Genomic DNA, 26234 nt, shown 5'->3' with positions numbered 1-26234 from the left:
CCATGTCCCTGACCGCTTCCCTGAACTCCGCAATGTCGGGCCTGACCCAGACGTCGCGCCGCGCCGAGGCCGTCGCCTCGAACGTGGCGAATGCCGATACGGACGGCTACCGCCGACGCGAAATCGTGCAGGGCGAAATTCCGGGACGCGCCGTCACCCGCCGCGTCGTCGATCCGGCGCTGGCCCAGTTGCGGCGAGACGCGGCTGCGGACGCGGCGCGGACGGGGACCGCCGAAGCCTTCCATGCCCGGCTCAACACGGCGATCGGCGATCCGGGCGATCCCGGAAGCGTGCAGGCGCGCCTTGCCGCCTTCGACGCGTCCTTCGTGGCTGCCGCGTCCGACCCGACATCGGAGACACTTCTGGCTTCCGTCGCACGCGACGCCGCCAGCTTGGCAGGCGGGCTGAACGATATGGCCGATGTGGTGACGGCGGCCCGGCAGGATGCCGATGCCGCGATCGACGCGACCGTCCGTGCGCTCAATTCGGACCTTTCCGCCGTGGCCGACCTCAACACGCGGATCATGCGCGTCGAGGCTTCCGGTCAGGACGCCTCCAATCTTCGCGACCGGCGCGGTCTGCTCGTGGACCGCATCTCCGAGGCCATACCCGTCCGCCGCCTGGCCCGCGACGGCGGCGGGGTCGCCCTCGTTTCCACAGGTGGCGCGATCCTCCTGGATGGACGCGCCGCCGCAATCGGGTTCACCCCTCAGCCGGTCGTGACCGATGACATGGTCGCCCCGGGCCAACTGTCCGGGCTGACGATCCAGGGCCGCCCCGTCGTGACCGGCGGCGCGGGACCGGTGGGTAGCGGTCGGCTGGGCGCACTCTTCGACATTCGCGATCGCGATGCACCGGCGGCCACGGACCGGCTTGACGCCTTCGCCGCCGACCTCATCGATCGCTTTGCCCGCGTCGGCACGGACCCGTCGCTCACCCCCGGCGATCCAGGCCTTTTCACCGATGCAGGCGCCGCGCTATCGGCCGCCCCGCCCGCGGGGCTGGCCGCCCGCCTTCGCGTCAACAACGCACTCGAACCGACGGACCCGGCCACGCTCCTTCCGTTGCGCGACGGGTTCGGCGCGATGGTCGCGGGTCCGGCCGGCGATCCCGCGCAGCTTCTGCGATTCGGCGCCGCGCTGCACCTGCGCGACGTCCCCGTGACCGACCCGGCGCGCTCGGCCGGCAGTCTCGTGGATCTTCTGGGAACGATGCGGTCCGAGATCTCTTCGAGCCGCATCCGGTCCGAAGACGAGGGCGGGGTCGCCCGTGCCCATGCCAACAGTTTGGCGGCCGCCCGCGACGGCGGATCGGTCGATACGGATGCCGAGATGCGCCGCCTGATCGAGATCGAACGCGCGTACGCCGCCAACGCACGCGTGATCCAGGCGGTCGATGCGATGATGGATCGAATTACGGAGATTTGAGATGACCATTTCGCTTGGATCCGTTCCCGCCCGAAGCGGTGATGTCGGCGCGACGATACGCGAGAGGATCGAGACGCTGTCGCGCGAGATGGCGTCCGGTCAGGTTGCCGACCGGGGGCGTGCCGTGCGCAGCGATTTTTCCGAGCTGTCGCGTCTTCGCCATGACCTCGGGACCTCCCTTGCGCGTCACACCTCGCTCGCGCGGGCCGAACGGTGGTCCGATGGACTGTTGTCGGCATTGGCCGCGAACGCGGGGGAGCAAGCTGCGCTTATGGAACAGCTCGCCGTGCTGGCCGGCGAAGATTCCGGTTCCGGCACGGCCGCAATCGCGCTGGCGGCCGAGGATGCGCTGGCCGCGATGATGGCGCGGCTTGGCGGAACGCAGGACGGACGCGCGATCTTCGCCAACGGCGATGCCGGTGGACCCGTCCTGCCGATGCCTGATGCCCTTCTGGCCGATCTGCGCGTCTTGGCCGCCACGGAGACGGATCCGGCCGTCCTGCTGCAGACGCTCGACGATTATTTCGGACCGGGGGGCACGTTCGAGACGTCCGTCATGCGGGATTTCGCGACCGAGACTGTGCGTTTTCCGACGGGCCAGGGCCAATCCGTGGCGATCCCGGTCGACCTCGACGATCCGGCGATCCGTGCCACGTTGCGGGATACGGCCATCCTCGCCGTCCTCCCGGCGAGTCCCGCATCGACCGATCCGACCGATCGTGCTGGGCTCCATGCCGTGTTGCTCGAACGGCTGGTCGAGAATGCCGGCGGGGTGATCGCTACGCAGGCCCGCATCGGCACGGTTGCCGACAGGCTCTCGGACGGGGTCGCGCGGGTGTCGGCAGAGATGCTCTCGATCGAGGCCTCCATCGCAGAGATCGTCGGCAGCGATCCCTACGAAACCGCGTCCCGTCTCCAGGAACAGATCTCGCGCCTCGAAAGCCATTATGCGGTCACGGCGCGACTCTCGCGCCTGTCGTTGACGGATTACCTGAGATGATCCGCCTGATCCTCGCCGTCATCGCCGTCTGCTCCGCGAGTTTCGCGGCGGGCGGTGCGGGCGCGCAGGACATTCGGCTGAAGGATCTGGTCGAGTTCGACGGCGTTCGCGGCAACGATCTGATCGGCTATGGACTGGTCGTCGGGCTGAACGGGACGGGAGATGGGCTGCGCAATGCGCCCTATACCGAGGAGATCATGCAGAACGTCCTCGAACGGCTCGGGGTGAACGTCACCGGCGAGCAATTTCGCCCACGCAACGTCGCGTCGGTCATCGTGACGGCGACGCTGCCGCCATTCGCCCGCGCCGGCGGTCGGCTGGATGTCACCGTTTCGGCGATCGGCGACGCCGACAGCCTGTTGGGCGGCACGCTGGTCATGACGCCGCTGACCGCCGCCGATGGCGAGGTCTATGCGGTCGCCCAGGGGACGGTCATCGCCGGGGGCGTGGCCGCGACGGGGGCTGCGGCGACCGTGATCGAAGGGGTGCCGACGGCCGGTGTCGTGCCCGCGGGCGGGCGCGTCGAACGGGAGGTCGATTTCGAGTTCGGGGACCTTCGACAGATCCGGCTGGCGCTCCGCGAGCCGGACTTCACCACGGCGGCGCGGATCGAACGGGTCATCAACCGGGGCCTCAACCGGTCGGTGGCGCGCATGCTGGATGCGGGAACCGTCCTGATCGACATCGCGGCGACCGGTCGTCCGTCGCCCGCGCACGCGATCAGCGCCATCGAGAACCTGACGGTCGCACCGCAGCACAAGGCTCGGGTGGTCGTCGATCAGGCATCGGGCACGATCGTGATGGGAAGCGAGGTGCGCATCAGCCAGGTTGCGGTGTCCCAGAACAACCTGACCCTGCGCATCGAGGAGGCCCCGCTCGTCGTGCAGCCGAGCCCCTTCGGCGAGGGCGAGACGGTCGTGGTGCCGCGCACCGGTGTGGCCCTCCGGGAGGAGCCGGGACCGGGCCTCGCGTTGGTCGAGGGGGGCACGACGCTCTCGGACGTAATCGCTGGGCTGAATGCCCTCGGCGTTTCCGCCCGCGACATGATCGACATCCTCAAAAGCATCAAGGCTGCCGGCGCCCTGCATGCGGAATTCGTCGTCCGCTAGTCTCGGCCCCGGATGCACCGCGACGTCGCGGGATGCCAGCGCCGACTTCTTGCCCTTGCGCCCAGCCCTCCGATCCGCGCGGCAACCCTCCGGGCGCCGCGGTGGGCCCGCGCCTTGTCGGCCCCCCCGGCGTGCCATACATGCCGAACCATGCTCGATCGTCTGCGTCATCGCCTTCCGTTTCTCGACCAGCCACCCCGCGTCGCGGTTCTTCGCCTCGAGGGCGTGATCGCGTCCAACGGCACGCGCGGGGCGCTGTCCCACGCGGCGATCGCACCGCTGATCGAACGGGCGTTTCGGAAAGCGAAGCCGACGGCCGTGGCGCTGTCGATCAACTCGCCGGGCGGCTCGCCCGCGCAGTCGTCGCTGATCGGCGGCCAGATCCGTCGACTGGCGGACGAGCTGGACATCCCCGTCCATGCCTTCGTCGAGGACGTGGCGGCGTCCGGCGGATATTGGCTGGCGGCGGCGGCGGACGACATCCATGTCGACGCCAGCTCCATCACCGGCAGTATCGGCGTCATCTCGGCGGGCTTCGGCTTTCACGACCTGATCGAGCGCTACGGGATCGAGCGGCGGGTCCATACGGCGGGTGAGGACAAGTCGATCCTCGACCCGTTCCGGCCCGAGCGTGACCGCGATATCGAACGCTTGAAGGCGCTTCAGACCCGCATCCATGACAGCTTCATCGCCTTCGTGCAGGTACGGCGGGGCGACCGCCTCGACACCAGCCGCGATCTCTTCACGGGCGAGATCTTCGTGGGGGCCGAGGCGGTCGATGCGGGCCTCGTGGACGGGATCGGCCATCTCGTGCCGGTGATGAAGGCGCGCTACGGCGACAAGACGACGTTCCGCGCTTTGACCATGCGACGCCCGCTGCTTCAGCGGCTGATCCCGAGCGTCGCGCTGGACCTGATGGCGTCGATCGAGCAGCGGGCCGCCTGGTCGCGCTACGGGCTCTGAATGATCATCAAGATCGTAACCCTCTTCCTGATCGGCATGGGCGTGCTAGCGATGTTCGGCAAGCTGCGGATGCCCGGCGTCCCGAAGCTGTCGCGCGCGCGGTGCAAGGCCTGCGGCGCGCCGCGCGCCGGGCGCGGGCCCTGTCCCTGCGGGAAAGGCTGAGCGCGTGCTGTACGACCTTGCTCTGGTGGCCGTCGGCCTCGTCATCCTGATCTTCGCGGGCGACGCGCTGGTGAAGGGCGCGGTGAACCTCGCACTCCGGCTCGGGCTGCCGGCGCTGGTCGTCAGCCTGACCGTCGTGGCGTTCGGGACGTCGGCGCCGGAACTGCTCGTCAGCGTGCAGGCGATCCTCGACGGAGTGCCGGGCCTGGCCCTCGGCAACGTGGTCGGATCGAACGTGGCCAACGTGCTGCTGGTGCTGGGCATCCCCGCCCTGATCGCAACGATGCACACTTCGGTCTGCGAGACGCGCCGCGACTACCTCTACATGCTGGCGGCGACCTTCCTCTTCATCGCGTTCTGCCTGTCGGGGACGCTGGTCTGGTGGCACGGGATCGTTCTGCTGATCGTGCTGGCCGGCATCCTGGCCGCGACGTTCATGTCGTCGCGCGGCCAAGAGGTGGAGGTCGAGGGCGCGGAGCCGGGGCTGTCCGGCTGGAAGATGTCGCTGTTCCTCGGGCTGGGCCTAATCGGTCTGCCTCTCGGTGCCAGCCTCCTGGTTGATGGCGCGACGTCCGTGGCGCGCACGCTGGGGGTCAGCGAGACGGTCATCGGCCTGACGCTGGTCGCGATCGGCACATCCCTTCCGGAGCTTGCGACGACGGTGATGGCCGCGATCCGGCGGCACGCGGACGTGGCGCTGGGCAATGTGATCGGCTCGAACCTGTTCAACCTTCTGGGCATCATGGGCGTCGCCGTCCTCGTCGGCCCGGTTCCGGTCGATCCGGACTTTCTGGCCAAGGACCTCTGGGTCATGCTGGCGGCAACGCTGCTCCTCGCGCCGTTCGTCTTCCTCAAGCTCGACATCACCCGGGGGCGCGGCGCGATCCTCGCGGGGCTTTATGCGGGCTACATCGTCTGGGCATTGATATGACGGCATTGGTCACAGGGGCTGGGGGCCGTCTCGGGGCCGCCATGGCGGTCGAGCTGGCGCGGCTCGGCCATGACGTCGCGATTCACTACGCGTCGAGCGTAGAGGGGGCCGAGACCACCGCCGAGGCCGTCCGCGCCGAAGGGCGCCGGGCGGTCACAGTTCAGGCCGACCTGACCGATCTCGACGCGGCCGAGGCGCTGGTGCCCCGTGCGGCCGATGCCTTGGGCGAGCCGCTGGACCTTCTGGTGAACAACGCCTCGATCTTCGAATACGACAGCCTTCTGACGGCCACCCGCGAGAGCTGGGACCGGCACATGCGCTCGAACCTTCAAGCGCCTTTTCTCCTGATTCAAGCCTTCGCGGCGCAGGCCCCCGCCCCGGGCGACGACGGCGAGCCGATCGCGCGCGCCTGCGTCGTTAACCTCATCGACCAACGGGTGCTGAAACTCACGCCCCAGTTCATGACCTACACGCTCGCCAAGGCCGGGCTCTGGACGCTGACGCGGACGGCGGCACAGGCGCTGGCCCCGCAGATCCGGGTCAATGCCATCGGCCCCGGCCCGACTTTGAAGGGCAGTCGCCAGAGTCAGACCCACTTCGACGAACAGCGCGCCGCGACGATACTGGAGCGCGGCGCGGATCCCGCTGGAATCGCTGCGGCGCTGCGCTATCTCGTCACAGCAGACGCGGTTACGGGACAGTTGATTTGCGTCGATGGGGGCCAGCATCTGGGATGGCGCACACCAGACGTTCTGGGGGTCGAATGACAGATTCATTCGCGGCCCTTGCGTCACCCGGTTCGAAAATTGTCCACGCGTAAGGTCGACCCCTGTCAAGTTCGCTGGACTCGGTAGTCCGATCAATGCGTTAGGCCCGACTTCGTATAAATGTCATTTGATATGAGAGGCTTGCGCCGACGAGGAAATTTTCCGAAACGGTGACAGTGATGTGACGGTGCCGTTATGAATAGGGGCGAGACGATTCCGCTCCCACCCTTATCCACAAGTGTCGACCTCTTTTGACACCCGTCGGACCCCTTGATCCTCCCCTCGACTCGAAGCAGCCAGATTCCAGAATCAGACCCCGCCATGGCAGACACGAAATCCGCGCCCAAGCCGACCGGCCCGACCGTCATCAAGCGCTTTTTGAAAACGCTCGATGGGTCGCCCGGCGTCTATCGGATGCTCGACGATCAGAACCGCATTCTCTACGTTGGCAAGGCCCGCAGCCTCAAGAACCGGGTGGCGAATTACACCCGGCTTCAGGGGCATTCGCCGCGCATTCGCCGGATGATCTCCGAGACGGCATCGATGATGGTGCTGACGACGCAGACCGAGCTCGAGGCGCTTCTGCTGGAGCAGAACCTCATCAAACAGCTCAAGCCGCGCTACAACGTGCTGCTGCGCGACGACAAATCCTTTCCGAATATCGAGGTCACGACGGGACACGCCTTTCCCCAGATCCGAAAGCATCGCGGGCGGAAGGGGCAGGGGCTCTATTTCGGGCCGTTCGCCAGCGCGGGCGCGGTCAACCGCGTGCTCAACCAGTTGCAGCGCGTGTTCCTGCTGCGGAACTGCTCTGACAGCGATTTCGAGGGGCGCACTCGGCCCTGCCTCAACTACCAAATCAAGCGGTGCAGCGCGCCCTGCGTCGGCTTCATAACGCCCACGGCCTATGCCGCCAGCGTCAAGGATGCCGAGCGGTTCCTCCGGGGCGAGACGACGTCGATCCAGGCGAAGCTCGCCGCGGAGATGGAGAGCGCTGCCGCCGAGATGGAGTTCGAGCGCGCCGCCGCGATGCGCGACCGGATCAAGGCGCTGACCAACGTGCAGTCGACCCAGGGCGTGAACCCGCAAGGCGTGCCCGAGGCCGATGTGATCGGGCTGCACATGGAGGGCGGTCAGGCCTGTATCCAGGTCTTCTTCATCCGCGCCAACCAGAACTGGGGCAACACGGATGTCTACCCGCGCGTCGCCGAGGACAACTCGCCCGCCGAGGTGATGGAAGCGTTCCTCGGCCAGTTCTACGACGGCAAGGAGCCGCCGCGCATGGTGCTTCTGTCCCACGGCATCGAGGAGGGCGACTTGATGGTCGAGGCGCTGTCCACGAAGGCCGGACGCCGCGTCCAGCTTCTCGTGCCGCAACGGGGCGAGAAGCGCGAGCTGGTGCAGGGCGCCGTCCGCAACGCGCGCGAAAGCCTCGGCCGCAAGATGTCCGAAAGCGCCACGCAGGCGAAGCTGTTGCGCGGGATCGCCGAAGCGTTCGACCTGCCCGCGCCGCCCCGGCGCATCGAGACCTACGACAACAGCCATATCCAGGGCAGCCACGCGGTCGGCGCGATGATCGTGGCCGGACCGGACGGCTTCGAGAAGTCGCAATACCGCAAGTTCAACATCCGCGGCGACGAGCTGACGCCGGGGGACGACTTCGGCATGATGAAGGAGGTGCTGACCCGGCGGTTCAAGCGCCTTCTGAAGGAAGACCCCGAACGGGCCTCGGGTCTCTGGCCCGATCTCCTGCTGATCGACGGCGGCGCGGGGCAGGTCAGCGCCGTGCGCCAGATCCTGCGCGAATTGGGCGTCGAGGACGTGGCCATGGTGGGCGTCGCCAAGGGCGTCGACCGCGACCACGGCAAGGAGGAGTTCCACCGCACCGGCCAGCGCCCCTTCGCGCTCCGCCGCAATGACCCGGTGCTCTATTTCGTGCAGCGGATGCGCGACGAGGCGCACCGCTTCGCCATCGGAACGCACCGCGCCAAGCGGGCGAAGGCGCTGGTGGCGAACCCGCTGGACGACGTGCCGGGGGTGGGTGCGACGCGCAAGCGCGCGCTGCTGACGCATTTCGGCTCGGCAAAGGCGGTCAGCCGTGCGGCGCTCGCCGACCTGAAGGCGGTCGAGGGCATCAGCGACACCATCGCCGAGACGATCCACGCCCATTTCCACGAACGGGACTGAGCGCGCCTGCGGCAGGCCGATCCCGCGCCGTTGCGCGCGCGAGGCCGGAATGCAATACCGCTTCCAAGCCGAGGAGTGCCCTGCCGATGATCCTGACCGTCTGAATTCCGATCCGCGCGCGACGAGCGCGCGCCATCCCATTCAGTTCAGGATCTTTCCATGCAACCCATCATCTACGATGTCGCCGTGTCCGGCGACGGCTTCATCTGCGGCCCCGGCGCCGACATCTCCCGCTTTCCACATCACGGCGCGGTGGTCGACGATTACCGAGACCGCCTTGCCAGCTACGGCGCGGTCATCATGGGTCGCGCGACCTACGAGTTCGGCTTCGCCTACGGCCTGTCCCCGGGCGAGAACCCCTATCCGGGCATGGCGGCATGCGTCGTCTCGACGACGCTCGACCTGCCCGGCAGCGAGATCCGCATCTGCCGCGATCTCGCCGCGGTCGAAGCGTTTCGCGCTACGGCCACAGCCCCGGTCTATCTTTGCGGCGGCGGCGCGCTGGCGACCGCGATGAAGGATCGCGGCCTCATCGACGAGGTCGTCCTGAAGCGTGCGCCGATCCTCCTCGGGGGCGGCGTACCGCTCTGGTCGGGCGGGGCCGTCGCGTCCCGGCTCCTCGAGGCGCGGGACTATGGCGGCGGGGCCACGCTGCATCGTTACGCCCTCTCCTGACCCTGCGGGGCGCCACCGGGCGCCCCGCCCATGCGGCGGGGATGGCACCCCCACCGGAACCTCGTTAAACCAAGGCCATGAACTGGAACGTGCCCAATATCCTGACCGTCCTGCGCCTCCTGGCTGCGCCCGGCGTGGCGATCATGTTCCTCTTTTTCGCGCGGCCCTGGGCAGACTGGTTCGCACTCGTCCTCTTCGTGGTCGCCGCGGTCACCGACTGGATCGATGGCTGGTGGGCGCGCGAATACAACCAGGAAAGCCGCTTCGGCGCGATGCTCGACCCGATCGCGGACAAGGCGATGGTGGTGATCGCGCTCCTCGTCATCACGGGGTTCTCGGGCATGAATCCGTGGATCCTGCTGCCCGCGACGGTGATCCTCTTCCGCGAGGTCTTCGTCAGCGGTTTGCGCGAGTTCCTCGGGGCGACGGCGGGTCTTCTGAAAGTCACGAAGCTCGCCAAGTGGAAGACGACTGCGCAGATGACGGCCATCGCGGTGCTCTTCGCGGCAGGCGTGTTCGAGCACGCCTTCCTCGAGCGGACCGAGGGCATGGACCTGCCCATGGTGGATTCAATCCTGACCGGCGCCGTGCCCGACGAGATCGGGCTGACGACGATGGTGCAGGCCGAGGCGACGACCTTCCTGATCGGCGTGATCCTACTCTGGGTCGCGGCGGCGCTGACGGCGATGACCGGCTGGGACTACTTCTCGAAGGCCAAGCCGCATCTGCGGGACACCAAGGCGTGACGGTGCAGGTGCTCTATTTCGCGTGGCTGCGCGAGCGGATCGGGCTGGGCCGCGAGATGGTCGAGACCGAGGCGGCGACGGTCGCCGATCTGGTCGAGGAGTTGCGCGGACGCGAGCCGCGCTATGCCGCCGCCTTCTCCGACATGGCGAGCGTCAAGGTGGCGCTGGACCAAGAGCTGTCCGATCTCGGCGCGCCCTTGCGCGGCGTCCGGGAAGTCGCGTTCTTTCCACCCATGACCGGGGGCTAGGCGATGCCTCGCCTCGACCGACCCCGGAGATGGGGGCGATGACACCGCGCATCGTCGTCGGTCCGGAGGATTTCGACCTCGGGGCCGAGGCTGCGCGTCTGGAGACAGGGGCCGAGACCGGCGCGGTGGTCACCTTTACGGGCCGCGTTCGCGACAGCGCGGACGGCCTGCGCCACATGGAAATCGAGCATTATCCCGGCATGACCGAACGCGCCCTGACCGACGTCGCCGAGCAGGCGGCGGCGCGTTGGACGCTGGCCGGCGTGACGATCATCCACCGCCACGGGCGCCTGCAACCGGGAGCGCGGATCATGATGGTCGCTACGGCCGCGCGGCACCGCGCAGCGGCGTTCGAGGCGGCGACGTTCCTGATGGATTACCTCAAGTCGCGCGCGCCCTTCTGGAAGAAGGAGGTGACGGCCGAGGGCGAGGCGTGGGTCGCGGCAGTCGCTGCGGACGAGACGGCGCTCGACCGCTGGAGCTAGCCGCGCCCCGGTAGGGCGCGCCCCAGAAGTGCCGTGGCATCGACCCCGTCGAGATCTGCGGCCGACGGCTCCACCCCGTGATGCGGATGCTGGATTCGACCGGCCATCCGCCGCGCGATGTCGAGCGCCATGTCCTCGTCCATGCCGGCCAGAACCTCGGGCGAGACCAGAAGCGACTCGGCCGGGATGCATTCGGCATAGATGATTTCGTGCGCGTCGAAGAGCAGGTGGAAATAATCGACATGCCCTCCGGCCATCCGCACGATGCCGTCCCCGTCGACCAGATGCCGCGCCCGGACGAGCAGTTCGGCCCGGCCAACGCCCATCGCATCGTCGCGGTGGTAGATGAACAGGCGATGGTCCGGCGACAGGATCAGGTCGTCCGCATTGTTGAGCGCGCCCGCCGCGATCCGGACGGGGGCGTTCGAGCCCTCGGCCCGCACGGTCTGGCGGCCGATCCAGCGGATCGCCTGCGGGCCGTGATCGCGGGTCAGGACGCGGTCGCCGGTCGCCAGCGCCTCGACCGGGGTCTGGCGGCCGTCGGCCATGGTGATCTTGGTGCCGCGGGTGAAACTGACCTGCGCGACGTTCGACAGCTCGCCCTCGACCGTCTCGGAGGCGATGAGCGTGTATTCGTCCGAAGCCGACAGCGGGCCCAGCGGCAACGCCAGGCGCGTGCCGTCCAAGTCGAGGACGAGCACCTCGACCATCGAGCCGCGTTCGCCCATGATCTGATGCCGCGCCAGCGCCGTGACGGCCTGTCCTGCGATTCCGACCGAACTGCCGGGTCCGACCGCCATACCGCCGCCGATCCGCGTCAGGACTAGCTCACGCTGCGTGGCCCCTGGATCGAGGTAATAGATGTCCCCGGCCACGACCTCGTCAACGGTGCCGATCGCGTCGCCCATCAGCGCGCCCGTCTCGACCGAGAGGGCGTTCGCATCGTGGACCATGCAGCGGCTGAGCGCCGCAAGGGGGGAAGACGATTCCGTCATTTCAATACGATACCCGGCGCGCGGGGGCGAAAACAGGGCCGTGCGGTGACCGCATCCGGAGAATTGAGGCGACGTTACGGAAATGTGGGCGTGAAGCCGCCGGGGCGGGCTGATAGGACGGGCCAGACGGACAATAGGGGAGAGTTGCGATGGATCTGGGCATCAATGGCAGGCGGGCGCTGGTGGGCGCGTCGTCGAAGGGGCTGGGACTGGGCTGTGCGACGGCGCTGGCCGAGGCGGGCGTCGATCTCGTGATGAACGCGCGGGGGGCGGAGGCGTTGGAGGCCGCCGCCGCCGATCTGCGCGAACGTTACGGCGTGTCGGTCACGACCGTCGCCGCCGACATCACATCCGAGGCGGGTCGGGCCGAGGTACTCGCCGCCGCGGACAGCCCCGACATTCTCGTGACCAACGCGGGCGGGCCGCCCCCCGGCCTCTGGTCAGATTGGGATCGCGACGATTTCATCGCCGCGCTCGACGCCAACATGTTGACCCCGATCGCCCTGATGAAGGCCTGTCTGCCCGGCATGATGGACCGGGGCTGGGGGCGCGTCGTCAACATCACCTCGCAATCGGTCAAGGCGCCGATCCCGCAGCTCGGGCTGTCGAACGCGGCGCGCACCGGGCTCACGGGCTACGTCGCGGGCACGGCGCGGCAGGTCGCCTCGAGCGGCGTGACGATCAACAACCTCTTGCCGGGCATCCACGCGACCGACCGGGCCGACGCGCTGGATGGGCCGGTGGCGCAATCGAAGGGCATCTCCATTGACGAGGCCCGGGCCGCCCGCGCCGCGACCATTCCCGCCAATCGCTACGGAACAGCGGCCGAGTTCGGTCAGGCCTGCGCCTTCCTCTGCTCGGTCCATGCGGGCTTCATCGTGGGCCAGAACCTGCTGGCCGATGGCGGGGCCACGAACGCGACGATTTGAGCCGAGGGCGTGGCGCCGCGTGGCTTAGGCCCGCGCGGCGCGCAAGGCGGCCAGCGTAAGGAGAGCGACGGCCACCGCGGCGCCGGCCGCGAAGATCCCTACGAGATCGAACCCGTTGCGCACCGTCACCGCGATCAAGGCCCAGACGACGGCGGCGCCATACATCAGCGAGGCCCGTATCCGCAGCATCGCGACGGCAATGGCCAGCCCGATGGACAGCGCCGCGATGGCCCAGCCCGCTTCGCCGAAGGGCGGCCAGCCCCAGCCCGCCGCCAGAAGACCGATCGATACCGAGGAGGCGGCGGTCAGCCACCCCGCATAGAGCCCGATCGGCGCGCGCAGCCACCACAGGTCGGCTTCGGGCGTCCGGATGAGCGCCCAGAGTGCCCCGCCCAGCATGACCCAGATCAGGAGGGTCGCCCAGATCGGCGAGGCGACCGCGACGGCCAACCACGCCGCGCCCACCACGAGGCTGAGCAGAAGCGGCACGCGCGTCGCATCCCAGGCCGCATCGTCGCGCCGGGCCCAGACCCCGTAGCCCGCCATGGCAATCAGCCAAAGGTAGATCAGCCCCCAGATCGAGAAGGCATAGCCCGCCGGCTGTACCGACGGGTTCTCGATGGGGTTGGGGAATTGCGTCGGATCGTAGCCCCCGAAGCCGGGGACGAAGAACGGCGAAACCGCGAAGGCGAGCGCGGCGAGAAGGACGAGAATGGCGCGGAGTGTCATGGGGGGCAGTTAGTCTGATGCGCCGGCGCGGCCAGAGGGGGAACGGCGCGAAAAACCGTGCTAGGATCGCGCCAATTGACCCCACGCATTCAGGAGACGACCATGACCGACAGCCCGGCCATCGTGCCCTATCTCAGCTATGTCGACGCCAAGGCGGCTATGACCTTCCTCGCCGATGCCTTCGGGCTCGAGACCGTGCAGGCCCACGATGGCCCCGACGGGCGCGTGATGCATGCCGAGATGCGCTTCGGCAACGGCGTGATCATGATCGGCTCGGTCGATGCGGCGGCCGATCACGGCTCGCCGGGCCTCTATCTGGTGGTCGAGGATGTCGACGCCCATCACGCGCGGGCGGTCGCGGCCGGGGCGGGCGTGGTCTACGGCCCGCAGGATACGGAGTTCGGGACGCGACGCTGGCGCGGCACGGATCCCGAGGGGCACGAGTGGTCCTTCGGAACCTACGCGCCGCAGACCACCGCGCCCGACTGGGGCTGAGGCGGCCCGGAGGCCGCCCCGCGGGGTCTTATTCCGACCAGCTGACACCGGTCAGGTCATTGGCCTGTGTCGGCGAATTCTCCCACAGGCCCTGGATGCGGGCATCGGCCACGCCGGTCTTGGCCAGCTGGAACAGGTAGGCGTTCACGTAGTCGCCCGAGATGATCTCCTGCGCCTGCCGCGACAGCGCGCTCCGCTGCTCGGGGTTGGTCTCGACGGAAAGCTCCTCGATCAGGGCCTGGAACGCGGGGTTGTCGTATTGGAAGTAGTAATCCGGCCGCGCGTAGATGTTGATGTCGGCGGGCTCGGTGTGGCTGACGATGGTCAGGTCGAAATCCTTGCCGCGAAACACCTGCTCGAGCCACTGCGCCCATTCGAGGTTGGCGATCTCGGTCTCGATCCCGACCGCGCGCAGCTGGCTCGCGATGATCTCGCCGCCGCGCCGCGCATAGGCCGGGGGCGGCAGCATCAGGCGCAGCGTCAGGTCTGTGACCCCCGCCTCGGCCAGCAGTTCGCGCGCCCGCTCGGGGTCATGGGCCGACCGGTCGGTCAGGTCGACATAGTCGGGATTGTGCGGCGCGAAATGTGTCCCGATGGGCGTGCCGTAGCCGAACATCGCACCGTCGATGATCGCCTGCCGGTCGATCGCGTGGGTGATCGCCTGGCGCACGCGGGCGTCGGGGAGGGACACGTTGTTCATTGCGAGGATCGTCTCGCCCTCGGTTGAGCCGACGATGACGCTGAACCGGGGATCCGCCTCGAAGCTCGACAGCGTCTCGGGGGCGGGGAAGGTCGGGAAGGCATCGACATCGCCTGCCATGACGGCGGCGAAGGCGGCGTTCGGGTCCGAGATGAACTTGAAGGTCGCGCGGTCCAGCGCGGGGGCGTCGCCCCAATAGGCGTCGTTGCGCGTCAGCTCGACGCGGTCGCCCTGCACCCAGTCCGCAACGGTGAACGGCCCCGTGCCCACGGGCGCCGATGCGTTGGTCTCGGCGCTTTCCGGCGCCACGATCACCGCGTCGCCCCAGGCGAGGTTGAAGGGCAGGTTGCCGTTCGGCGCGGCCAGCGTGATGCGCACGGTCTGGGCGTCCACGGCCTCGACGCTCGCGATCCCCTCGAACAACGCCTTCTGTGCGTTCGTGGAATCTTCTGCGCGCGCGCGGTCGAGGCTGAAGACCACGTCTTCGGCATCCATGGTCGTGCCGTCGTGGAAGGTCACGCCCTCGTGCAGGTCGAACGTCCAGGTCAGCCCGTCCTCGGACACGTCCCAGCTTTCGGCCAGCGCGGGCTGGATCGACCCGTCCGGCCCGAACCGCGTCAGACCCTCGAAGACATTGGCATAGACAACCTCGTCGATGGCCGCGGCGGCCCCGCCCGTGGGATCGAGATTGGGCGGCTCGAGTTGCATGCCGATGGTGATGTCGGTCTGCTGGGCCAGCGCGGTGGACGCGGTCAGCAGCAGGATGGCGGTTGTCAGTCGAAGCATGGGTCAAGTCCTCCCCGGAACGGTGCGCCAGCGTAGCCAACCCCTCGCCTCGGGGGCAAGCGGTGTCCGTGGGGCAGTTCCGTCAGCTCCGGGCCCCGGCGACCGCCTCGCAGAGTGGCGCGGCCGCGCAGTCGTCGCAGCGCGGCGCCCGCGCCCGGCAGATCCGCTTGCCATGGGTCAGAAGGATCAGATGGCCGTCGCGGCGGAATGGCTCCGGGATACGCGCCTCCAGCGACGCGGCCGTCTGCGCCTCGGTCTTGCCGCTGGCCAGACCCATGCGGTTGCAGACCCGGTGGACATGGGTGTCGACCGCGACCACGGCCTCGCCGAAGGTGAAGGCCATGACGATATCGACGCATTTCCGGCCCACGCCGGGCAGGGACATCAGACCGTCCCGGTCGGTCGGCACGTGCCCGTCATATTCGTCGAGCAGGAACCGGCACATCCGCTTCAGGTTGCGGGTCTTCACGTTGTAGAGGCCGCAGGGCCGGATCGCCGCCGCGATCTCGACATCCGGCAGCGCGAGGATACCCTCGGGTGTCCGCGCGAGCGCGAAAAGCGCCTTTGACGCCGCGGCCGTGTTCCGGTCGAGGCTCTGGGCCGAGAGCATGCAGCTCACGACCGAGCGGAACGGATCGCGCCCGCCCTTGGTCGCCGGTTGCCGCGCATCGGGGTAGGCGCGGCGCAGCGTCTCCATCAATGTCACGCAATCGTCGGCATCGAGCATGGCCAGCCAGCTAGCGCCCGGCCCAAACTCTTCGAAGAGTTTGGCAAAATCCTTTCATGGACTTTCCGCGCGGGACGCGAGGTAGTCGCGCACCGCCGTCTGGATGTGCCGGAACCGGTCGCCGCCTAGATGCTTGCCTCCATACCAGCGCGTCACGACGACCACGTGGTCGCGCAGCTCCGCCCGCTCGAGCATGCGCAGGATGACCATGCCCGCCCCCGCTTCGCCGTCGTCGTTCTTCACCGGCCCGTCCGCGGCGATCAGGCCCCAGCTGTGATGCGTCCCCTTGGCAAAGCGCTTGTCCCGGCAGAGCGCGGCGACGACTGCCTTGGCCGCATCCGCGTCGCGGGCCGGTGCGCCGGTCACGGCATAGCGGCTTCCGCGGTCGTTGATGTCGAGATGGAGCGTCCTCACCCCAAAAGACGATCCAGCGCCAGCGCCATGACCTTGCCGCTATCGACCATGTCCTCCACCCCGATCCATTCGTCGGGCTGATGCGCGAGGTCGAGCACCCCGGGACCGTAGGCGATGCAATTCTTCAGCCGCCCGATGCGGTCGATATGTTTCTGGTCGTAGGTGCCGGGGCTGACGACATGCTCGGGCGCGCGGCCGAGCACCGCCTCCACCGCCTCGCCCACGACGCGGACGATGGGCGCGTCGGTGGGCGTCATCACCGGCATCACCTCGAAGAGATCGCGGATCTCGTAGCGGAACTCGGGCCGCTCGGCGCGGACCCGTTCCATCATCTCGGTGACCTCGCGCTTCACGGCAGCGATGTCCTCCTCCATCAGGAACCGCCGGTCCAGCGTCAGGACACAGCGGTCCGGCACGCAGGCCGACGGGAGGCCGGTATAGTCCTCCGCCTGCACCGGCTCGCCGCCATGGATCGCGTTGATGTTGAGGGTGGATTGCCGCGCCCCCTCGGGCACCACCGGCATCGCGGTGCGACGTCCGGCGAGCAGCGGGAAGAGCGTCCGCTCCATCTCGTCGATGACCGCGCCCATGTGGCGAACGGCGCAGTCGCCGAGAAACGGCATGGAGCCATGGGCGATGCGCCCCTTGGTCTCGATCTCGGCCCACCAGACGCCGCGATGCCCGAGGCAGATGCGGTCCTTGTTCAAGGGCTCGGGGATGATGACGTGCTGGACCCGGTCCGGGTCGAAGTATCCCTGCTCGGCGAGGTAGGCCACGCCGCCATAGCCGCCCGATTCCTCGTCTGCGGTCGCGGAGATCTCGATCGCGCCCCGGAAGTCGGGGCGCATCGCAGCAAACGCCTCGGCGGCGACGATGCTGGTCGCCAGCCCGCCCTTCATGTCGCAGGCGCCGCGCCCGTAGATCCGACCCCCGTCGAGTTCGCCCCCGAAGGGCTCGCGCGTCCAGCCCTCGCCCACGGCGACGACATCGTGATGGCTGTTGAAATGGACGCATTCGCCCGGCTCCGCCCCCTCCAGGCGGCAGATCACGTTCCAGCGCGGATAGGCCGTGCTGTCGCCCAGCGCGCCCTCGGCCCGCACCATCGTCACCTCCCAGCCGCGCGCGCCGAGCCGTTCGCCGACGAAGGAACAGATGTCGCGGTAGTGCCGTCCCGGCGGGTTCAGTGTCGGGATGCGGATCAGCGCCTGCGTCAGCGCGACGAGGTCGCCCTCGCGCTGCTCGATCTCCTGCAACAGCCGATCCATCCGGGCCTCCCTTGGCGTGCTCCGGGCGACACAGTGGGGGGAAACCGGGCAGGGGGCCAGACCATTCCCGGCCGGCCTGCGGCGCGGCGCGGATAGGATAGGACCGAAACGGGACGGAGCGTGATGTGACAGGGACGCAACCGAATGGCGGCGCGTATCGGCGGCCGCGCGCATCGGATCACGCGGCGTGACACTCGTCCTGCCGGTCCTCGCCCTGCTGGTCGTCGCGTGGCTCGTGCCGTGGGGATTGGGAAAACTCCTCCCCGAAGGGGTCGGCTGGCTCGTCGCCAACGGCGTCATCTCGTCGGTCCTGCTAGCGGTGCTCGCCGGGCTGGGCTTCGTCTTCCTCTATGGCGAGGCGGGCGGCGTCGTCTGGCGCGAGGCGCCGTGGCATTTCGCCGTGCTCAGCCTGCGCAGCGCGCTGATCTGGGGGCCGATGATGGTCCTGTCGCTCGCCAATCTGCCACGCCACTGGACGACCGAGACGTGGTGAGGCCGGGGCGCGCAACCGCCTGTCGCGCCTCGCGCGCGGAGCGGCTAGGATGCGCGGGATGGCGACGGCGGAGCGATCCGGCACGCGAGACGAGGGAGCAGGCATGATCGGACTTCTCAGACTGGCTGTGATGCTGCTGATCGCGCTGACGGTGATCTACTGGGCGCTGGTCTTCTACTTCCGCGCGGGCGAGCGCGACCGCCTCGAGGAAGAATGGCAGCGCGACCAACCCCCCCTGCCGCGCGACACCTTCGTCGAGAACGGGCTCCGCCACTATCAGGGCAGCCTGCGCCGCAAATTGCTCTGGGGGGTGTATATCCTGCCGATCGGGGCCATCTGCACCCTGATCTACGTCGTCAACTACGCCTGAAGGGGGCCGACATGCGCGTCTTGAAATGGGTGCCGCTTCTGCTGGTCGTCGGCATCATCGCCGCCTTCCTGCACTACACCCTGCCACAGACCGATATCGTCCGGGTGGTCGACACCGATGTCCGGCGCGTCGATTTCGGCGAGAACTCGATCTTCTGGGCCGATGGCGATGTCGGAAGCGGGGCGACCGCTTCCAATCGCGACGTCCGGTTCATCGAAACGGTGCGTCCGTCGGGCCGCGTCTCGGTCTATCGCAACGAGGATACGGGATGGGGCTGGCCGCCCTATTTCAAGCTCGACAGCTCGAACCTCCAGACCGAGGCGACGGATCTCGTCTCGACCGCCGCCGCGCCGCGCTGGGTCGCGTTGCGGCACTACGGCTGGCGCTCGGAGTTCCTTTCGATCTTTCCGAACGCGGTCAGCGTGCGCGAGGTCGAAGGCCCGGAGGCCACCACGATCCCCTGGTTCAACATCATCTTCCTGACGATCCTGGCCGCGATCGTCTGGGCCATCACGGTCCGCATCATCCGCTTCCGCCGCAACAGGATCGACCCGGTTCTGGAGGACGCGGGAGAGCGGTGGGACGCAGTCGAGGACAACGTGGCCGAGCGACGCCGCGGGATGCGCGCCTGGTGGGCGCGGCTTTGGGGCAGGGGCTAGTCGCCCGGCTCCTGCACGCCGAGCTTGGCCTTCGCGGTCGGGTCCACCTTGGTCGGCGCCCAGAGCGCCACGCCCGAACGGAAGGCCGCGCGCCCGATCATATGCGCACCGACCGGCGCGGTCAGCAGCAGGAAGACGACGATCGCGACCGACTTGGCGATGGTCGGCGGGTCGGCGAACCCGATGGCGACCGCCAGCATGATGAGACCCGAGGCCAGCGTCCCGGCCTTGGTCGTCGCGTGCATCCGGATCAGGACATCCGGCAGGCGCAGGATGCCGAGGCCCGCGATGAAGGCGAAGAAGCCGCCCAGCAGGACGCAGATCGCGAGGACGATCTCGATCATCGCGGCGCCTCCTCGACCCGGATCGCGTCCTCGGGGCGGGCGCGGCGGACCTTGCGCTCGACGAAGCGCGCCAGGGCCACCGTCGCCAGGAACCCGATCAGCGCCAGGACGACCGCCACGTCGAGAAACGCCGCCGATCCCGTGTCCAGCGCGAAGAGCCCGCAAAACGCGACGATCAGAACCGTCATCGTGTCGAGTGCCACCACGCGGTCGGGCAGGGACGGCCCCTTGATGAGCCGGATCATCGCGAGGATGACGCCCAGCATCACGAGGACGAATCCCGTCTGAACGGCGAAGTTCAGGATCGGCATCTGTTCGGTCAGGGTCGGGGCCATCCGCGCCTCCTTCTCGTCATGCCAACGCCTCGCGCACCCAGCGCTCCATGCCGTTCTCGATATCCGAGGCGATCCTCTCGGGATCGTCGGCGAACATCGCGTGTACGAAGAGGGTGTTGCAATCCTCGGTTACGTCGAGGCTGAGCGTTCCGGGGGTAAGCGAGATGAGGTTCGTCACCAGGAGGACCTCGGCCTCGCCCTTGGCCTTGAGCGGCACCGCGACGATGCCGGGCCGGGCACGGTGGCGCGGCGTCAGCACGTCCCAAGCGACCGAGAGCGACGAGACGATCAGCTCCCAGTGGAAGAGCACGATCAGCTTGAGCCAGCGCCAGACGCGGACGAAATATCCGCCGCCGCGGTTCTCGAAGAGCGGCTGAATGATCCAGAGCGCGAGGAAGCCCACCACGAAGCCCACGGCGAGACCCGGCAGCGTGAACGTGCCCGTCAGGGCCGCCCAGGCGATCGCGAGGATCAGGTTCATCAGGAACAGGCTCATGGGCGCTCTCCCAGCACGGCCGTGATATAGGCGCTCGGGTCCAGAAGTTCACCGGCTGCGCGTGTCGCAACCTCGACGAAGGGCTCGGGGTAGAGGCCGATGAACACCGTCATGGCGGCCAGCCCCGCGATCGGCAGCAGGAGGGCCGCCCGCTCGCCCGCGGCCAGATCGCGAAGGGTGGGGGTCACGCCCGAGGGATGCGGCGTCCAGAACGCGCGGCCCCAGATCTTCGTCATCGAGTAGATCGTCATCAGGCCCACCGCCAGCGCCGCGAAGGCGACGAACCAGAGTTCGAGATCGAGCGACGCCTTCACCAGCACGTATTTCGCCCAGAACCCCGAGAGCGGCGGAAAGCCGGCGAGCGAGAAGGCGGGGATGAGGAACAGGAAGGCCAGGAGCGGCGCGCCCTTGTAGAGCCCGCCGATCCGGTCGAGCTCGGTCCCGCCCGCGATCCGGTTCGCCACGCCGGAGACGAGGAACAGGTTCGCCTTCACGATGATGTGGTGCACGAGGTAGAAGACCGCGCCCATCACCGCCAGCGGCGTCATCAGCGCGAGGCCGAGCACCATGTAGCCGATCTGGCTGACGATGTGGAACGACAGGATGCGGCGGAAATCGGTCTGTGCCGCCGCCCCGAGGACGCCCGTCACCATGGTCGCCACCGCGACCCAGAGCATCAGCGTATGGGTGAAGGCGACGTCCTGCGTGAAGACCAGCGTGAACATCCGCATCAGCGCGTAGACGCCCACCTTCGTCAGCAGGCCAGCGAAGACCGCCGACACCGCGAAGCTGGGCGTGTGGTACGAGGCGGGCAGCCAGAAGAAGAGCGGGAAGACCGCGGCCTTCACCCCGAAGCCCACGAGGAACATGGTCGCGATCACGGTGATCAGGCCGGTATCCGCCTCCTGCACGGCGAAATGCAGGTCCGCGAGGTTCAGCGTACCGGTCGTCCCGTAGAGCAGGCCGATGCCCGACAGGAACAGGATCGTCGAGATCAGGTTCAGCGTGACGTACTTGATGCCCGCATCCAGCTGCACCCGCTTGCCGCCCATGATCAGGAGGCCGAAGGACGAGATCAGCATGACCTCGAACCAGACATAGAGGTTGAAGAGGTCGCCGGTCAGGAACGCGCCGGTCACGCCCGCGATCAGCACCTGGAAGAGGGCGTGGTATCCCAGCTCCTCCATGTCGTGGGTGACATCCGAGACGGCATAGATGCTGACCGCCAGCGCGGTGATCGCAGTGATGACCACCATGATCGCCGAGAGCGTGTCCGCCACCAGCGTGATGCCGAAGGGCGCGGGCCAGTCGCCCATCTGCGCCGCGACCGGTCCGTTCGCGAGCACATGGCTCAGAAGGAGACCCGCCGCGACCAGCGACATCGCCGAGCCGAGAACCGAGATCCACTTCCCCTCGCTGCCGCGGCGGAACAGGAACGCGAACACGGCCGTCACGAAGGGCAGGATCAGCGGCAGGGGCAGGAGAATTTCGGGCGTCATTCGCGGGGCTCCGCGAGGCGCATCTCGTCGCTGTCGAGCGTCCCGAGGTTCTGGTAGCCGCGGTAGACCAAGACCAGCGCGAAGGCGAAGAGGCCGAAGCCGATCACGATCGCCGTCAGCACGAGTGCCTGCGGCAGCGCGTTGGCGACGCCCTCGGGCGGCACGCTCTCGCCATAGGCGATCAGTGGCGGCGCCTCGGGGGTCAGACCGCCGGAGGCGAAGATCAGGAGGTTCGCCGCGTTCGAGATCAGGATCAGGCCGAACAGGAAGCGCAGCACGTTGCGTGCCAGCATCAGGTAAACTGCGGCCGCGACCAGCGCACCAACCATGAGGGCGATCAGGGTCTCCATCAGACCTCCTCCTCGAGGGCGAGCACGATGGTCAGGACGGATCCCAGCACCACGAGATAGACGCCGATATCGAACACGAGCACCGTCGACAGGGGCAGGCCCTTTTCGGTCTCGGTTGCCCCGATGAAGAGCCATTGCCCGGTGAAGAACACGTCCCCGAAGAGATAGGCCGCCACGCCCGCCGCCAGCGCGATCCCGAGGCCCGCGACCGCGATGGTCTGGGGCTGGATGCGTAGCGCCTCGCGGGCGGCGCGGCAGCCATGGGCGATCGCGTAGAGGATGAACCCGGTCGCCCCCGTCAGCCCGCCGATGAAGCCGCCGCCCGGCTCGTTATGGCCGCGGATCAGCATGTAGAAGCTGAACACCAGCAGAAGACCCACGAGGATGCGCGTCGCGGCGCGGACGATCAGGGACGACTTCACGACCGCGCCCCCCGCGTGCCCCTGAGAAGCGCGTAGGCCCCCAGCGCCGCGATCACGACCACCGCCACTTCGCCGAAGGTATCCAGCGCGCGGAAGTCCACGAGGATGACGTTCACGATGTTGCGGCCATGGGCGATCGGCACGGCGGTCGCCTCGAAGAACTCGGTCAGGCGCAGGTCCAGCGGGGCGGCCATCACGGCAAGCAGGACGAGCGTCGTCATCGCCCCGATCGCCAGCGCAAGCGCCAGGTCCCAGGCCCGTACGCGGCTGACATGCTCGGGCAGGATGTGGGGCAGTTTCAGCATCGCGACGGCAACGAGCACGACCTGCAGCACCTCGACCAGAAGCTGGGTGATCGCGACGTCCGGCGCGCCGAACATGATGAAGACGAGGGCCACGCCGATTCCGACCGTGCCCAACGCCGCGATAGCGGTCATCCGGCTGTTGGTGAAGGCAGTCAGCAGCGCGCCCGCCATGATGAAGATGAGCACCGACCAGTGCTTGGTGCGCAGATCCTCCAGCGGCGGGATCTCGGGCAGCACGCGACCATGCCACATGGCCGCGCCGATCGCAGCGGCGAGCGTCAGGAAGGTGACGAAGATATAACGCCGGAGCTGTCCCGTCTGGATCGCGGCGGTCAGGCCGTGCGACCCGGCGGCGACCCCGTCCATCACGCGGTCGTAGCCCGGATCGAAGCGCGGCTTGAACCGCGCGAGCCCGTCCCGGAGCTTCGGATGAAGCGCATAGAGGACGAGGCCGAGGGCGAAGGTCGCGAGCGACAGCAGGAACGCGGCGTTGACCTCCTTGAAGAGGTAAAGATCGGTGTCGGCGGGTGTGCCCAGCACCGCGACCGTCGCGGGGGCGACCATCGTTTCGGCCCAGTCGGGCACGAGACCGAAGGCGAGGCCCAGCGCGGCCAGCACGACGGGACCGGCCAGCATCGGCCATGGCCCCTCGTGCGGGGCGACCGGGGTCTCGGCCAGTTTGCCGGTGAAGGGCCGCCACGCCGCGATGCCGGCGCACGCGAACATCAGGGCCGAGGCGACGAAGGCACAGCCGGTCACCCACCAGATCGCGGGTCCGTCGAGCGACGCCTTGTAGAGAAATTCCTTGCCGATGAACCCGAAGAGCGGCGGCAGCCCCGCCATGCTCAGCGCCGCCAGCATGCCGGCGATCATCGTCACCGGCATCTTGCGCCCGATGCCGCGGAGGACCGTGGCATCCCGCGTGCCCGTGCCGTGATCGACCAGCCCGATCATCAGGAACAGCGCCGCCTTGTAGAGCGAATGCACCACGAGGAAGGCCATCGCGCCCAGGATCGCCGCCTCGGTCCCCAGCCCGGTGAACATCACCAGCGTGCCCAGCGCCATCAGCGTCGTGTAGGCCAGCACTTGCTTGATGTCGGTCTGGCGGATGGCGAGGACGCTGGCGAAGACCGCCGTAACGCCGCCGAAGATGACCAGCGTCCAGAACCAGACGTCGCTGCCCCCGAGCGAGGGGTTCATCCGCGCTAGGAGGTAGACGCCGCCCTTCACCATCGTCGCGGAATGCAGATAGGCCGAGACCGGCGTGGGCGCGGCCATCGCGTTCGGCAGCCAGAAGTGGAACGGCACCTGCGCCGACTTGGTGAAGGCCCCCGCCACGACCAGCAGGAAGATCGGCAGGTAGAGCGGGTGATCCGTCAGCGTGCCCTCGATCTCGGAGATGTTGAACGTGCCCGCCGCCGTCCCGATCAGCACGATCCCCGCGAGGAACGCGAGCGCGCCGGTCCCCGTGACGACCAGCGCCTGCAGCGCGTTCCGCCGCGACTTGGCGTCGTCGGCATTGTAGCCGATCAGCAGGTAGGAGCTGATCGTCGTCACCTCCCAGAACACGAAGAGCGCCAGGAGGTTGTCCGACAGCACCAGGCCCAGCATCCCCACCATGAAGGCCATCAGGTACCAGACGAAGCGCGAATAATGCGCCTCGCCCCCCAGATAGGCCGTCGAGTAGAGCGTGATGAGCGTCCCGATCCCCGTGATCAGGAGCGCGAAGGTCAGCGAGAGCCCATCGAGCAGCAGCCCGATCTCGACCCCCAGCGACGGCACCCAGTCGAAGGTGAAGGTGACGACCTCGCCCGCGGACACGGCCGGCAGGAACTGCAGAAACCACGCGAACAGCGCCGCCGGGATCAGGACGGAGATCCAACCGGCGGGTCCCCCCAAGATCCGTCCTTCGCGCGCCGCCATCGGGTCCTCTACGTCAAGTTGAGGCGATACATAGAGGGAGGGTTTGATTGTTCAACCCATGGCGTTATCTGTTTTAGGATAGATACTGTCTATCGAGGTGCAAATGCCTACGCTGCAACAGTTCCGCTACCTCGTGGCCGTCGCGGACACCCTCCATTTCCGGCGCGCGGCTGAGACGGTGCACGTCACGCAGCCCACGCTGAGCGCACAGATCCGCGAGTTGGAGGGCAAGCTCGGGGTGCAGTTGGTCGAGCGGTCACGGGCCGGGGTCTCGCTGACACCGGTGGGGGCGGATGTCGCCGCACGCGCCCGCACCGTCCTGCGCGACGTGGCAGACATCGTCGACCTCGCCCGGACCGGGGCCGATCCGCTCGGGGGCACGATCCGCGTCGGCGTGGTCGGCAGCCTCGGAAGCTACTTCCTGCCGCTGGTGATCCCGGCGCTCCATACCGCCTATCCCAAGCTCAAGTTCTACGTCCGCGAGGGGATCGCGACCGACCTGATGCGGCGGCTCAACGACGGCGCGCTCGACGCGCTCTTCTTCCCGCTGCCGCTCGAGGAAGCCGCGCTGCATGTCGAGCCGCTCTTCCACGAGCCCTTGCAGGTCGTCCTTCCGTCCGATCATCCCCTGGCCGAAACCCCCGTCATCGAACGCGCTGCGCTGGCGGGCGAGACCGTGATGACGCTCGAGGCCGGGCACCGGCTGCACGACACGGTGGCCGCGCTGGCCGAGGAGGTCGGCGCGCATCTCTCGCTCGATTACGAGGGCACCTCGCTCGACACGCTCCGCCAGATGGTCGCCACGGGCCTGGGCCTTTCGGTTCTGCCCGCGCTCTATGTCCGCTCCGAGGTCGCGCGGGAGGCACTGGTCGTGGCCCGCCCGCTCTCGAACCCCGCGCCGGGGCGCGATATCGGCATGGTCTGGCGCAAGACCTCCGCCGGTCACGCCGCCTATGCGCAGATCGCCGACCTGATCCGCGACACGCTGTCGAAAGAGGCGCCCGAGGTCACGGTGATCGGCTAGACGCGCCGATCGCCACCCGTCTCGCTGCAATTTTGCCATGGTTGCGGCATCACCATGTCCAGATTGCGCCTTAACACACGTTCCCACCCCCATCCGATCGGAGGCGTGCCATGAAGTGCATCGATCTACCCTATATCGGCGGCGTCTGTGCGCCCGACCTGCATGTCAGCATCGCCGGAAGCACCTACGACCTCACCAGCCCGGGCGGCTTCGCGATCCTTGCGCTGATCGTGGCCTTCGCGCTCTTCCTCTTCCGCTCGCCGGCCTGAGCCGC

The 26234-nt window shown here is 68.2% G+C and carries 32 protein-coding genes; 19 read left to right on the top strand and 13 right to left on the bottom strand.

Features of this window, described 5'->3' with window-relative positions:
• The first annotated feature begins 2 nt into the window (after positions 1-2).
• The 12 genes from flgK to ACK8OR_RS15830 all read left to right on the top strand — a co-directional run bounded on the left by flgK (position 3) and on the right by ACK8OR_RS15830 (position 10700).
• A complete protein-coding gene (gene flgK, locus ACK8OR_RS15885) occupies positions 3-1427 on the top strand; it encodes a flagellar hook-associated protein FlgK (protein WP_410190370.1) in 1425 nt (474 codons plus the stop codon).
• A gap of 1 nt (position 1428) precedes the next feature.
• The gene (locus tag ACK8OR_RS15880; RefSeq protein ID WP_410190369.1) at positions 1429-2427 is read left to right on the top strand and encodes a flagellin; all 999 of its coding nucleotides are present in this window, start codon (positions 1429-1431) and stop codon (positions 2425-2427) included.
• Entirely contained in the window at positions 2424-3536 is a 1113-nt protein-coding gene (locus ACK8OR_RS15875; protein ID WP_410190368.1) for a flagellar basal body P-ring protein FlgI, read from the top strand. The genes ACK8OR_RS15880 and ACK8OR_RS15875 overlap by 4 nt, the downstream gene beginning before the upstream one ends.
• Before the next feature lie 162 nt (positions 3537-3698).
• A complete protein-coding gene (locus ACK8OR_RS15870) occupies positions 3699-4499 on the top strand; it encodes a S49 family peptidase (protein ID WP_410190699.1) in 801 nt (266 codons plus the stop codon).
• Positions 4500-4661, top strand: coding sequence for a hypothetical protein (locus ACK8OR_RS15865; protein ID WP_298429682.1), 162 nt, complete (start codon positions 4500-4502; stop codon positions 4659-4661).
• Between the two features lie 4 nt (positions 4662-4665).
• The gene (locus ACK8OR_RS15860; protein WP_410190367.1) at positions 4666-5592 is read left to right on the top strand and encodes a calcium/sodium antiporter; all 927 of its coding nucleotides are present in this window, start codon (positions 4666-4668) and stop codon (positions 5590-5592) included.
• A complete protein-coding gene (locus ACK8OR_RS15855; protein WP_410190366.1) occupies positions 5589-6359 on the top strand; it encodes an SDR family oxidoreductase in 771 nt (256 codons plus the stop codon). Before ACK8OR_RS15860 ends, ACK8OR_RS15855 begins: the two co-directional genes overlap by 4 nt.
• A gap of 321 nt (positions 6360-6680) precedes the next feature.
• The gene (gene uvrC / locus ACK8OR_RS15850) at positions 6681-8546 is read left to right on the top strand and encodes an excinuclease ABC subunit UvrC (RefSeq protein ID WP_410190365.1); all 1866 of its coding nucleotides are present in this window, start codon (positions 6681-6683) and stop codon (positions 8544-8546) included.
• Between the two features lie 159 nt (positions 8547-8705).
• Positions 8706-9221 carry a dihydrofolate reductase family protein gene (locus tag ACK8OR_RS15845; protein WP_410190364.1) on the top strand — a complete coding sequence of 172 codons (516 nt, stop codon included), beginning with the start codon at positions 8706-8708 and terminating at the stop codon, positions 9219-9221.
• A 77-nt stretch (positions 9222-9298) separates the two neighbouring features.
• Positions 9299-9967, top strand: a complete 669-nt coding sequence (gene pgsA, locus ACK8OR_RS15840; protein ID WP_298429687.1) for a CDP-diacylglycerol--glycerol-3-phosphate 3-phosphatidyltransferase — start codon at positions 9299-9301, stop codon at positions 9965-9967.
• 2 nt (positions 9968-9969) lie between these two features.
• A complete protein-coding gene (gene moaD, locus ACK8OR_RS15835) occupies positions 9970-10215 on the top strand; it encodes a molybdopterin converting factor subunit 1 (protein WP_410190698.1) in 246 nt (81 codons plus the stop codon).
• Positions 10216-10253: 38 nt separating this feature from the next.
• Positions 10254-10700, top strand: coding sequence for a molybdenum cofactor biosynthesis protein MoaE (locus ACK8OR_RS15830; RefSeq protein WP_410190363.1), 447 nt, complete (start codon positions 10254-10256; stop codon positions 10698-10700).
• Here ACK8OR_RS15830 and ACK8OR_RS15825 read toward each other — a convergent pair.
• On the bottom strand, positions 10697-11653 hold the full coding sequence (locus ACK8OR_RS15825; protein WP_410190362.1) for a Hint domain-containing protein: 957 nt from the start codon (positions 11651-11653) through the stop codon (positions 10697-10699). The genes ACK8OR_RS15830 and ACK8OR_RS15825 overlap by 4 nt on opposite strands.
• Before the next feature lie 191 nt (positions 11654-11844).
• Between ACK8OR_RS15825 and ACK8OR_RS15820 the strand changes: the two genes are divergently transcribed.
• A complete protein-coding gene (locus ACK8OR_RS15820; protein ID WP_410190361.1) occupies positions 11845-12624 on the top strand; it encodes an SDR family oxidoreductase in 780 nt (259 codons plus the stop codon).
• A gap of 24 nt (positions 12625-12648) precedes the next feature.
• Here the strand turns inward: ACK8OR_RS15820 and ACK8OR_RS15815 are convergent, their stop codons facing one another.
• Positions 12649-13353, bottom strand: coding sequence for a hypothetical protein (locus ACK8OR_RS15815; protein ID WP_410190360.1), 705 nt, complete (start codon positions 13351-13353; stop codon positions 12649-12651).
• 102 nt (positions 13354-13455) lie between these two features.
• On the opposite strand from ACK8OR_RS15815, the gene ACK8OR_RS15810 reads away from it, so the two are divergent.
• Positions 13456-13848, top strand: a complete 393-nt coding sequence (locus tag ACK8OR_RS15810; protein WP_410190359.1) for a VOC family protein — start codon at positions 13456-13458, stop codon at positions 13846-13848.
• Positions 13849-13876: 28 nt separating this feature from the next.
• Here the strand turns inward: ACK8OR_RS15810 and ACK8OR_RS15805 are convergent, their stop codons facing one another.
• The 4 genes from ACK8OR_RS15805 to ACK8OR_RS15790 all read right to left on the bottom strand — a co-directional run bounded on the left by ACK8OR_RS15805 (position 13877) and on the right by ACK8OR_RS15790 (position 17740).
• Positions 13877-15334: an ABC transporter substrate-binding protein gene (locus ACK8OR_RS15805; RefSeq protein ID WP_410190358.1), complete on the bottom strand. Its 1458-nt coding sequence runs from the start codon at positions 15332-15334 to the stop codon at positions 13877-13879.
• 82 nt (positions 15335-15416) lie between these two features.
• Positions 15417-16061 carry an endonuclease III domain-containing protein gene (locus tag ACK8OR_RS15800; protein ID WP_410190357.1) on the bottom strand — a complete coding sequence of 215 codons (645 nt, stop codon included), beginning with the start codon at positions 16059-16061 and terminating at the stop codon, positions 15417-15419.
• Positions 16062-16115: 54 nt separating this feature from the next.
• The gene (locus tag ACK8OR_RS15795) at positions 16116-16475 is read right to left on the bottom strand and encodes a YigZ family protein (protein ID WP_410190356.1); all 360 of its coding nucleotides are present in this window, start codon (positions 16473-16475) and stop codon (positions 16116-16118) included.
• Positions 16472-17740 (bottom strand): acetylornithine deacetylase/succinyl-diaminopimelate desuccinylase family protein, encoded by a 1269-nt coding sequence (locus ACK8OR_RS15790; RefSeq protein ID WP_410190355.1) that lies wholly within the window; start codon positions 17738-17740, stop codon positions 16472-16474. Before ACK8OR_RS15790 ends, ACK8OR_RS15795 begins: the two co-directional genes overlap by 4 nt.
• 187 nt (positions 17741-17927) lie before the next feature.
• Here ACK8OR_RS15790 and ACK8OR_RS15785 point away from each other — a divergent pair, with 187 nt between their 5' ends.
• The 3 genes from ACK8OR_RS15785 (at position 17928) to ACK8OR_RS15775 (ending at position 19262) form a co-directional block, all read left to right on the top strand.
• Positions 17928-18233: a hypothetical protein gene (locus ACK8OR_RS15785; RefSeq protein WP_410190354.1), complete on the top strand. Its 306-nt coding sequence runs from the start codon at positions 17928-17930 to the stop codon at positions 18231-18233.
• Between the two features lie 103 nt (positions 18234-18336).
• A complete protein-coding gene (locus tag ACK8OR_RS15780; protein ID WP_410190353.1) occupies positions 18337-18603 on the top strand; it encodes a hypothetical protein in 267 nt (88 codons plus the stop codon).
• A gap of 11 nt (positions 18604-18614) precedes the next feature.
• Positions 18615-19262, top strand: coding sequence for a DUF1523 family protein (locus ACK8OR_RS15775; RefSeq protein WP_410190352.1), 648 nt, complete (start codon positions 18615-18617; stop codon positions 19260-19262).
• On the opposite strand, the gene mnhG is transcribed toward ACK8OR_RS15775, so the two are convergent.
• From mnhG to ACK8OR_RS15740, 7 genes are read right to left on the bottom strand one after another with little or no spacing between them, the layout of a single operon-like run.
• A complete protein-coding gene (mnhG, locus tag ACK8OR_RS15770) occupies positions 19259-19606 on the bottom strand; it encodes a monovalent cation/H(+) antiporter subunit G (RefSeq protein ID WP_410190351.1) in 348 nt (115 codons plus the stop codon). The genes ACK8OR_RS15775 and mnhG overlap by 4 nt on opposite strands.
• Positions 19603-19941 carry a monovalent cation/H+ antiporter complex subunit F gene (locus ACK8OR_RS15765; protein ID WP_410190350.1) on the bottom strand — a complete coding sequence of 113 codons (339 nt, stop codon included), beginning with the start codon at positions 19939-19941 and terminating at the stop codon, positions 19603-19605. Before ACK8OR_RS15765 ends, mnhG begins: the two co-directional genes overlap by 4 nt.
• A gap of 16 nt (positions 19942-19957) precedes the next feature.
• Positions 19958-20437 carry a Na+/H+ antiporter subunit E gene (locus ACK8OR_RS15760; RefSeq protein ID WP_410190349.1) on the bottom strand — a complete coding sequence of 160 codons (480 nt, stop codon included), beginning with the start codon at positions 20435-20437 and terminating at the stop codon, positions 19958-19960.
• The gene (locus ACK8OR_RS15755; protein ID WP_410190348.1) at positions 20434-21936 is read right to left on the bottom strand and encodes a Na+/H+ antiporter subunit D; all 1503 of its coding nucleotides are present in this window, start codon (positions 21934-21936) and stop codon (positions 20434-20436) included. The genes ACK8OR_RS15760 and ACK8OR_RS15755 overlap by 4 nt, the downstream gene beginning before the upstream one ends.
• The gene (locus ACK8OR_RS15750; RefSeq protein ID WP_298429707.1) at positions 21933-22286 is read right to left on the bottom strand and encodes a Na+/H+ antiporter subunit C; all 354 of its coding nucleotides are present in this window, start codon (positions 22284-22286) and stop codon (positions 21933-21935) included. Before ACK8OR_RS15750 ends, ACK8OR_RS15755 begins: the two co-directional genes overlap by 4 nt.
• Positions 22286-22708 (bottom strand): Na+/H+ antiporter subunit B, encoded by a 423-nt coding sequence (locus tag ACK8OR_RS15745; protein ID WP_298429709.1) that lies wholly within the window; start codon positions 22706-22708, stop codon positions 22286-22288. Before ACK8OR_RS15745 ends, ACK8OR_RS15750 begins: the two co-directional genes overlap by 1 nt.
• A complete protein-coding gene (locus ACK8OR_RS15740; protein ID WP_410190347.1) occupies positions 22705-24912 on the bottom strand; it encodes a putative monovalent cation/H+ antiporter subunit A in 2208 nt (735 codons plus the stop codon). Before ACK8OR_RS15740 ends, ACK8OR_RS15745 begins: the two co-directional genes overlap by 4 nt.
• Positions 24913-25039: 127 nt before the next feature.
• Between ACK8OR_RS15740 and ACK8OR_RS15735 the strand changes: the two genes are divergently transcribed.
• Entirely contained in the window at positions 25040-25960 is a 921-nt protein-coding gene (locus ACK8OR_RS15735; RefSeq protein WP_410190346.1) for a hydrogen peroxide-inducible genes activator, read from the top strand.
• Positions 25961-26070: 110 nt separating this feature from the next.
• On the top strand, positions 26071-26229 hold the full coding sequence (locus tag ACK8OR_RS15730; RefSeq protein WP_410190345.1) for a hypothetical protein: 159 nt from the start codon (positions 26071-26073) through the stop codon (positions 26227-26229).
• Positions 26230-26234 lie beyond the last annotated feature (5 nt).

The organism is Jannaschia halovivens (genome assembly GCF_046452375.1).
In the GTDB taxonomy this organism is placed as follows: domain Bacteria; phylum Pseudomonadota; class Alphaproteobacteria; order Rhodobacterales; family Rhodobacteraceae; genus Jannaschia; species Jannaschia halovivens.
Note: the sequence above shows the minus strand (reverse complement) of the source record. Positions and strands in the feature narration are given on the sequence as shown.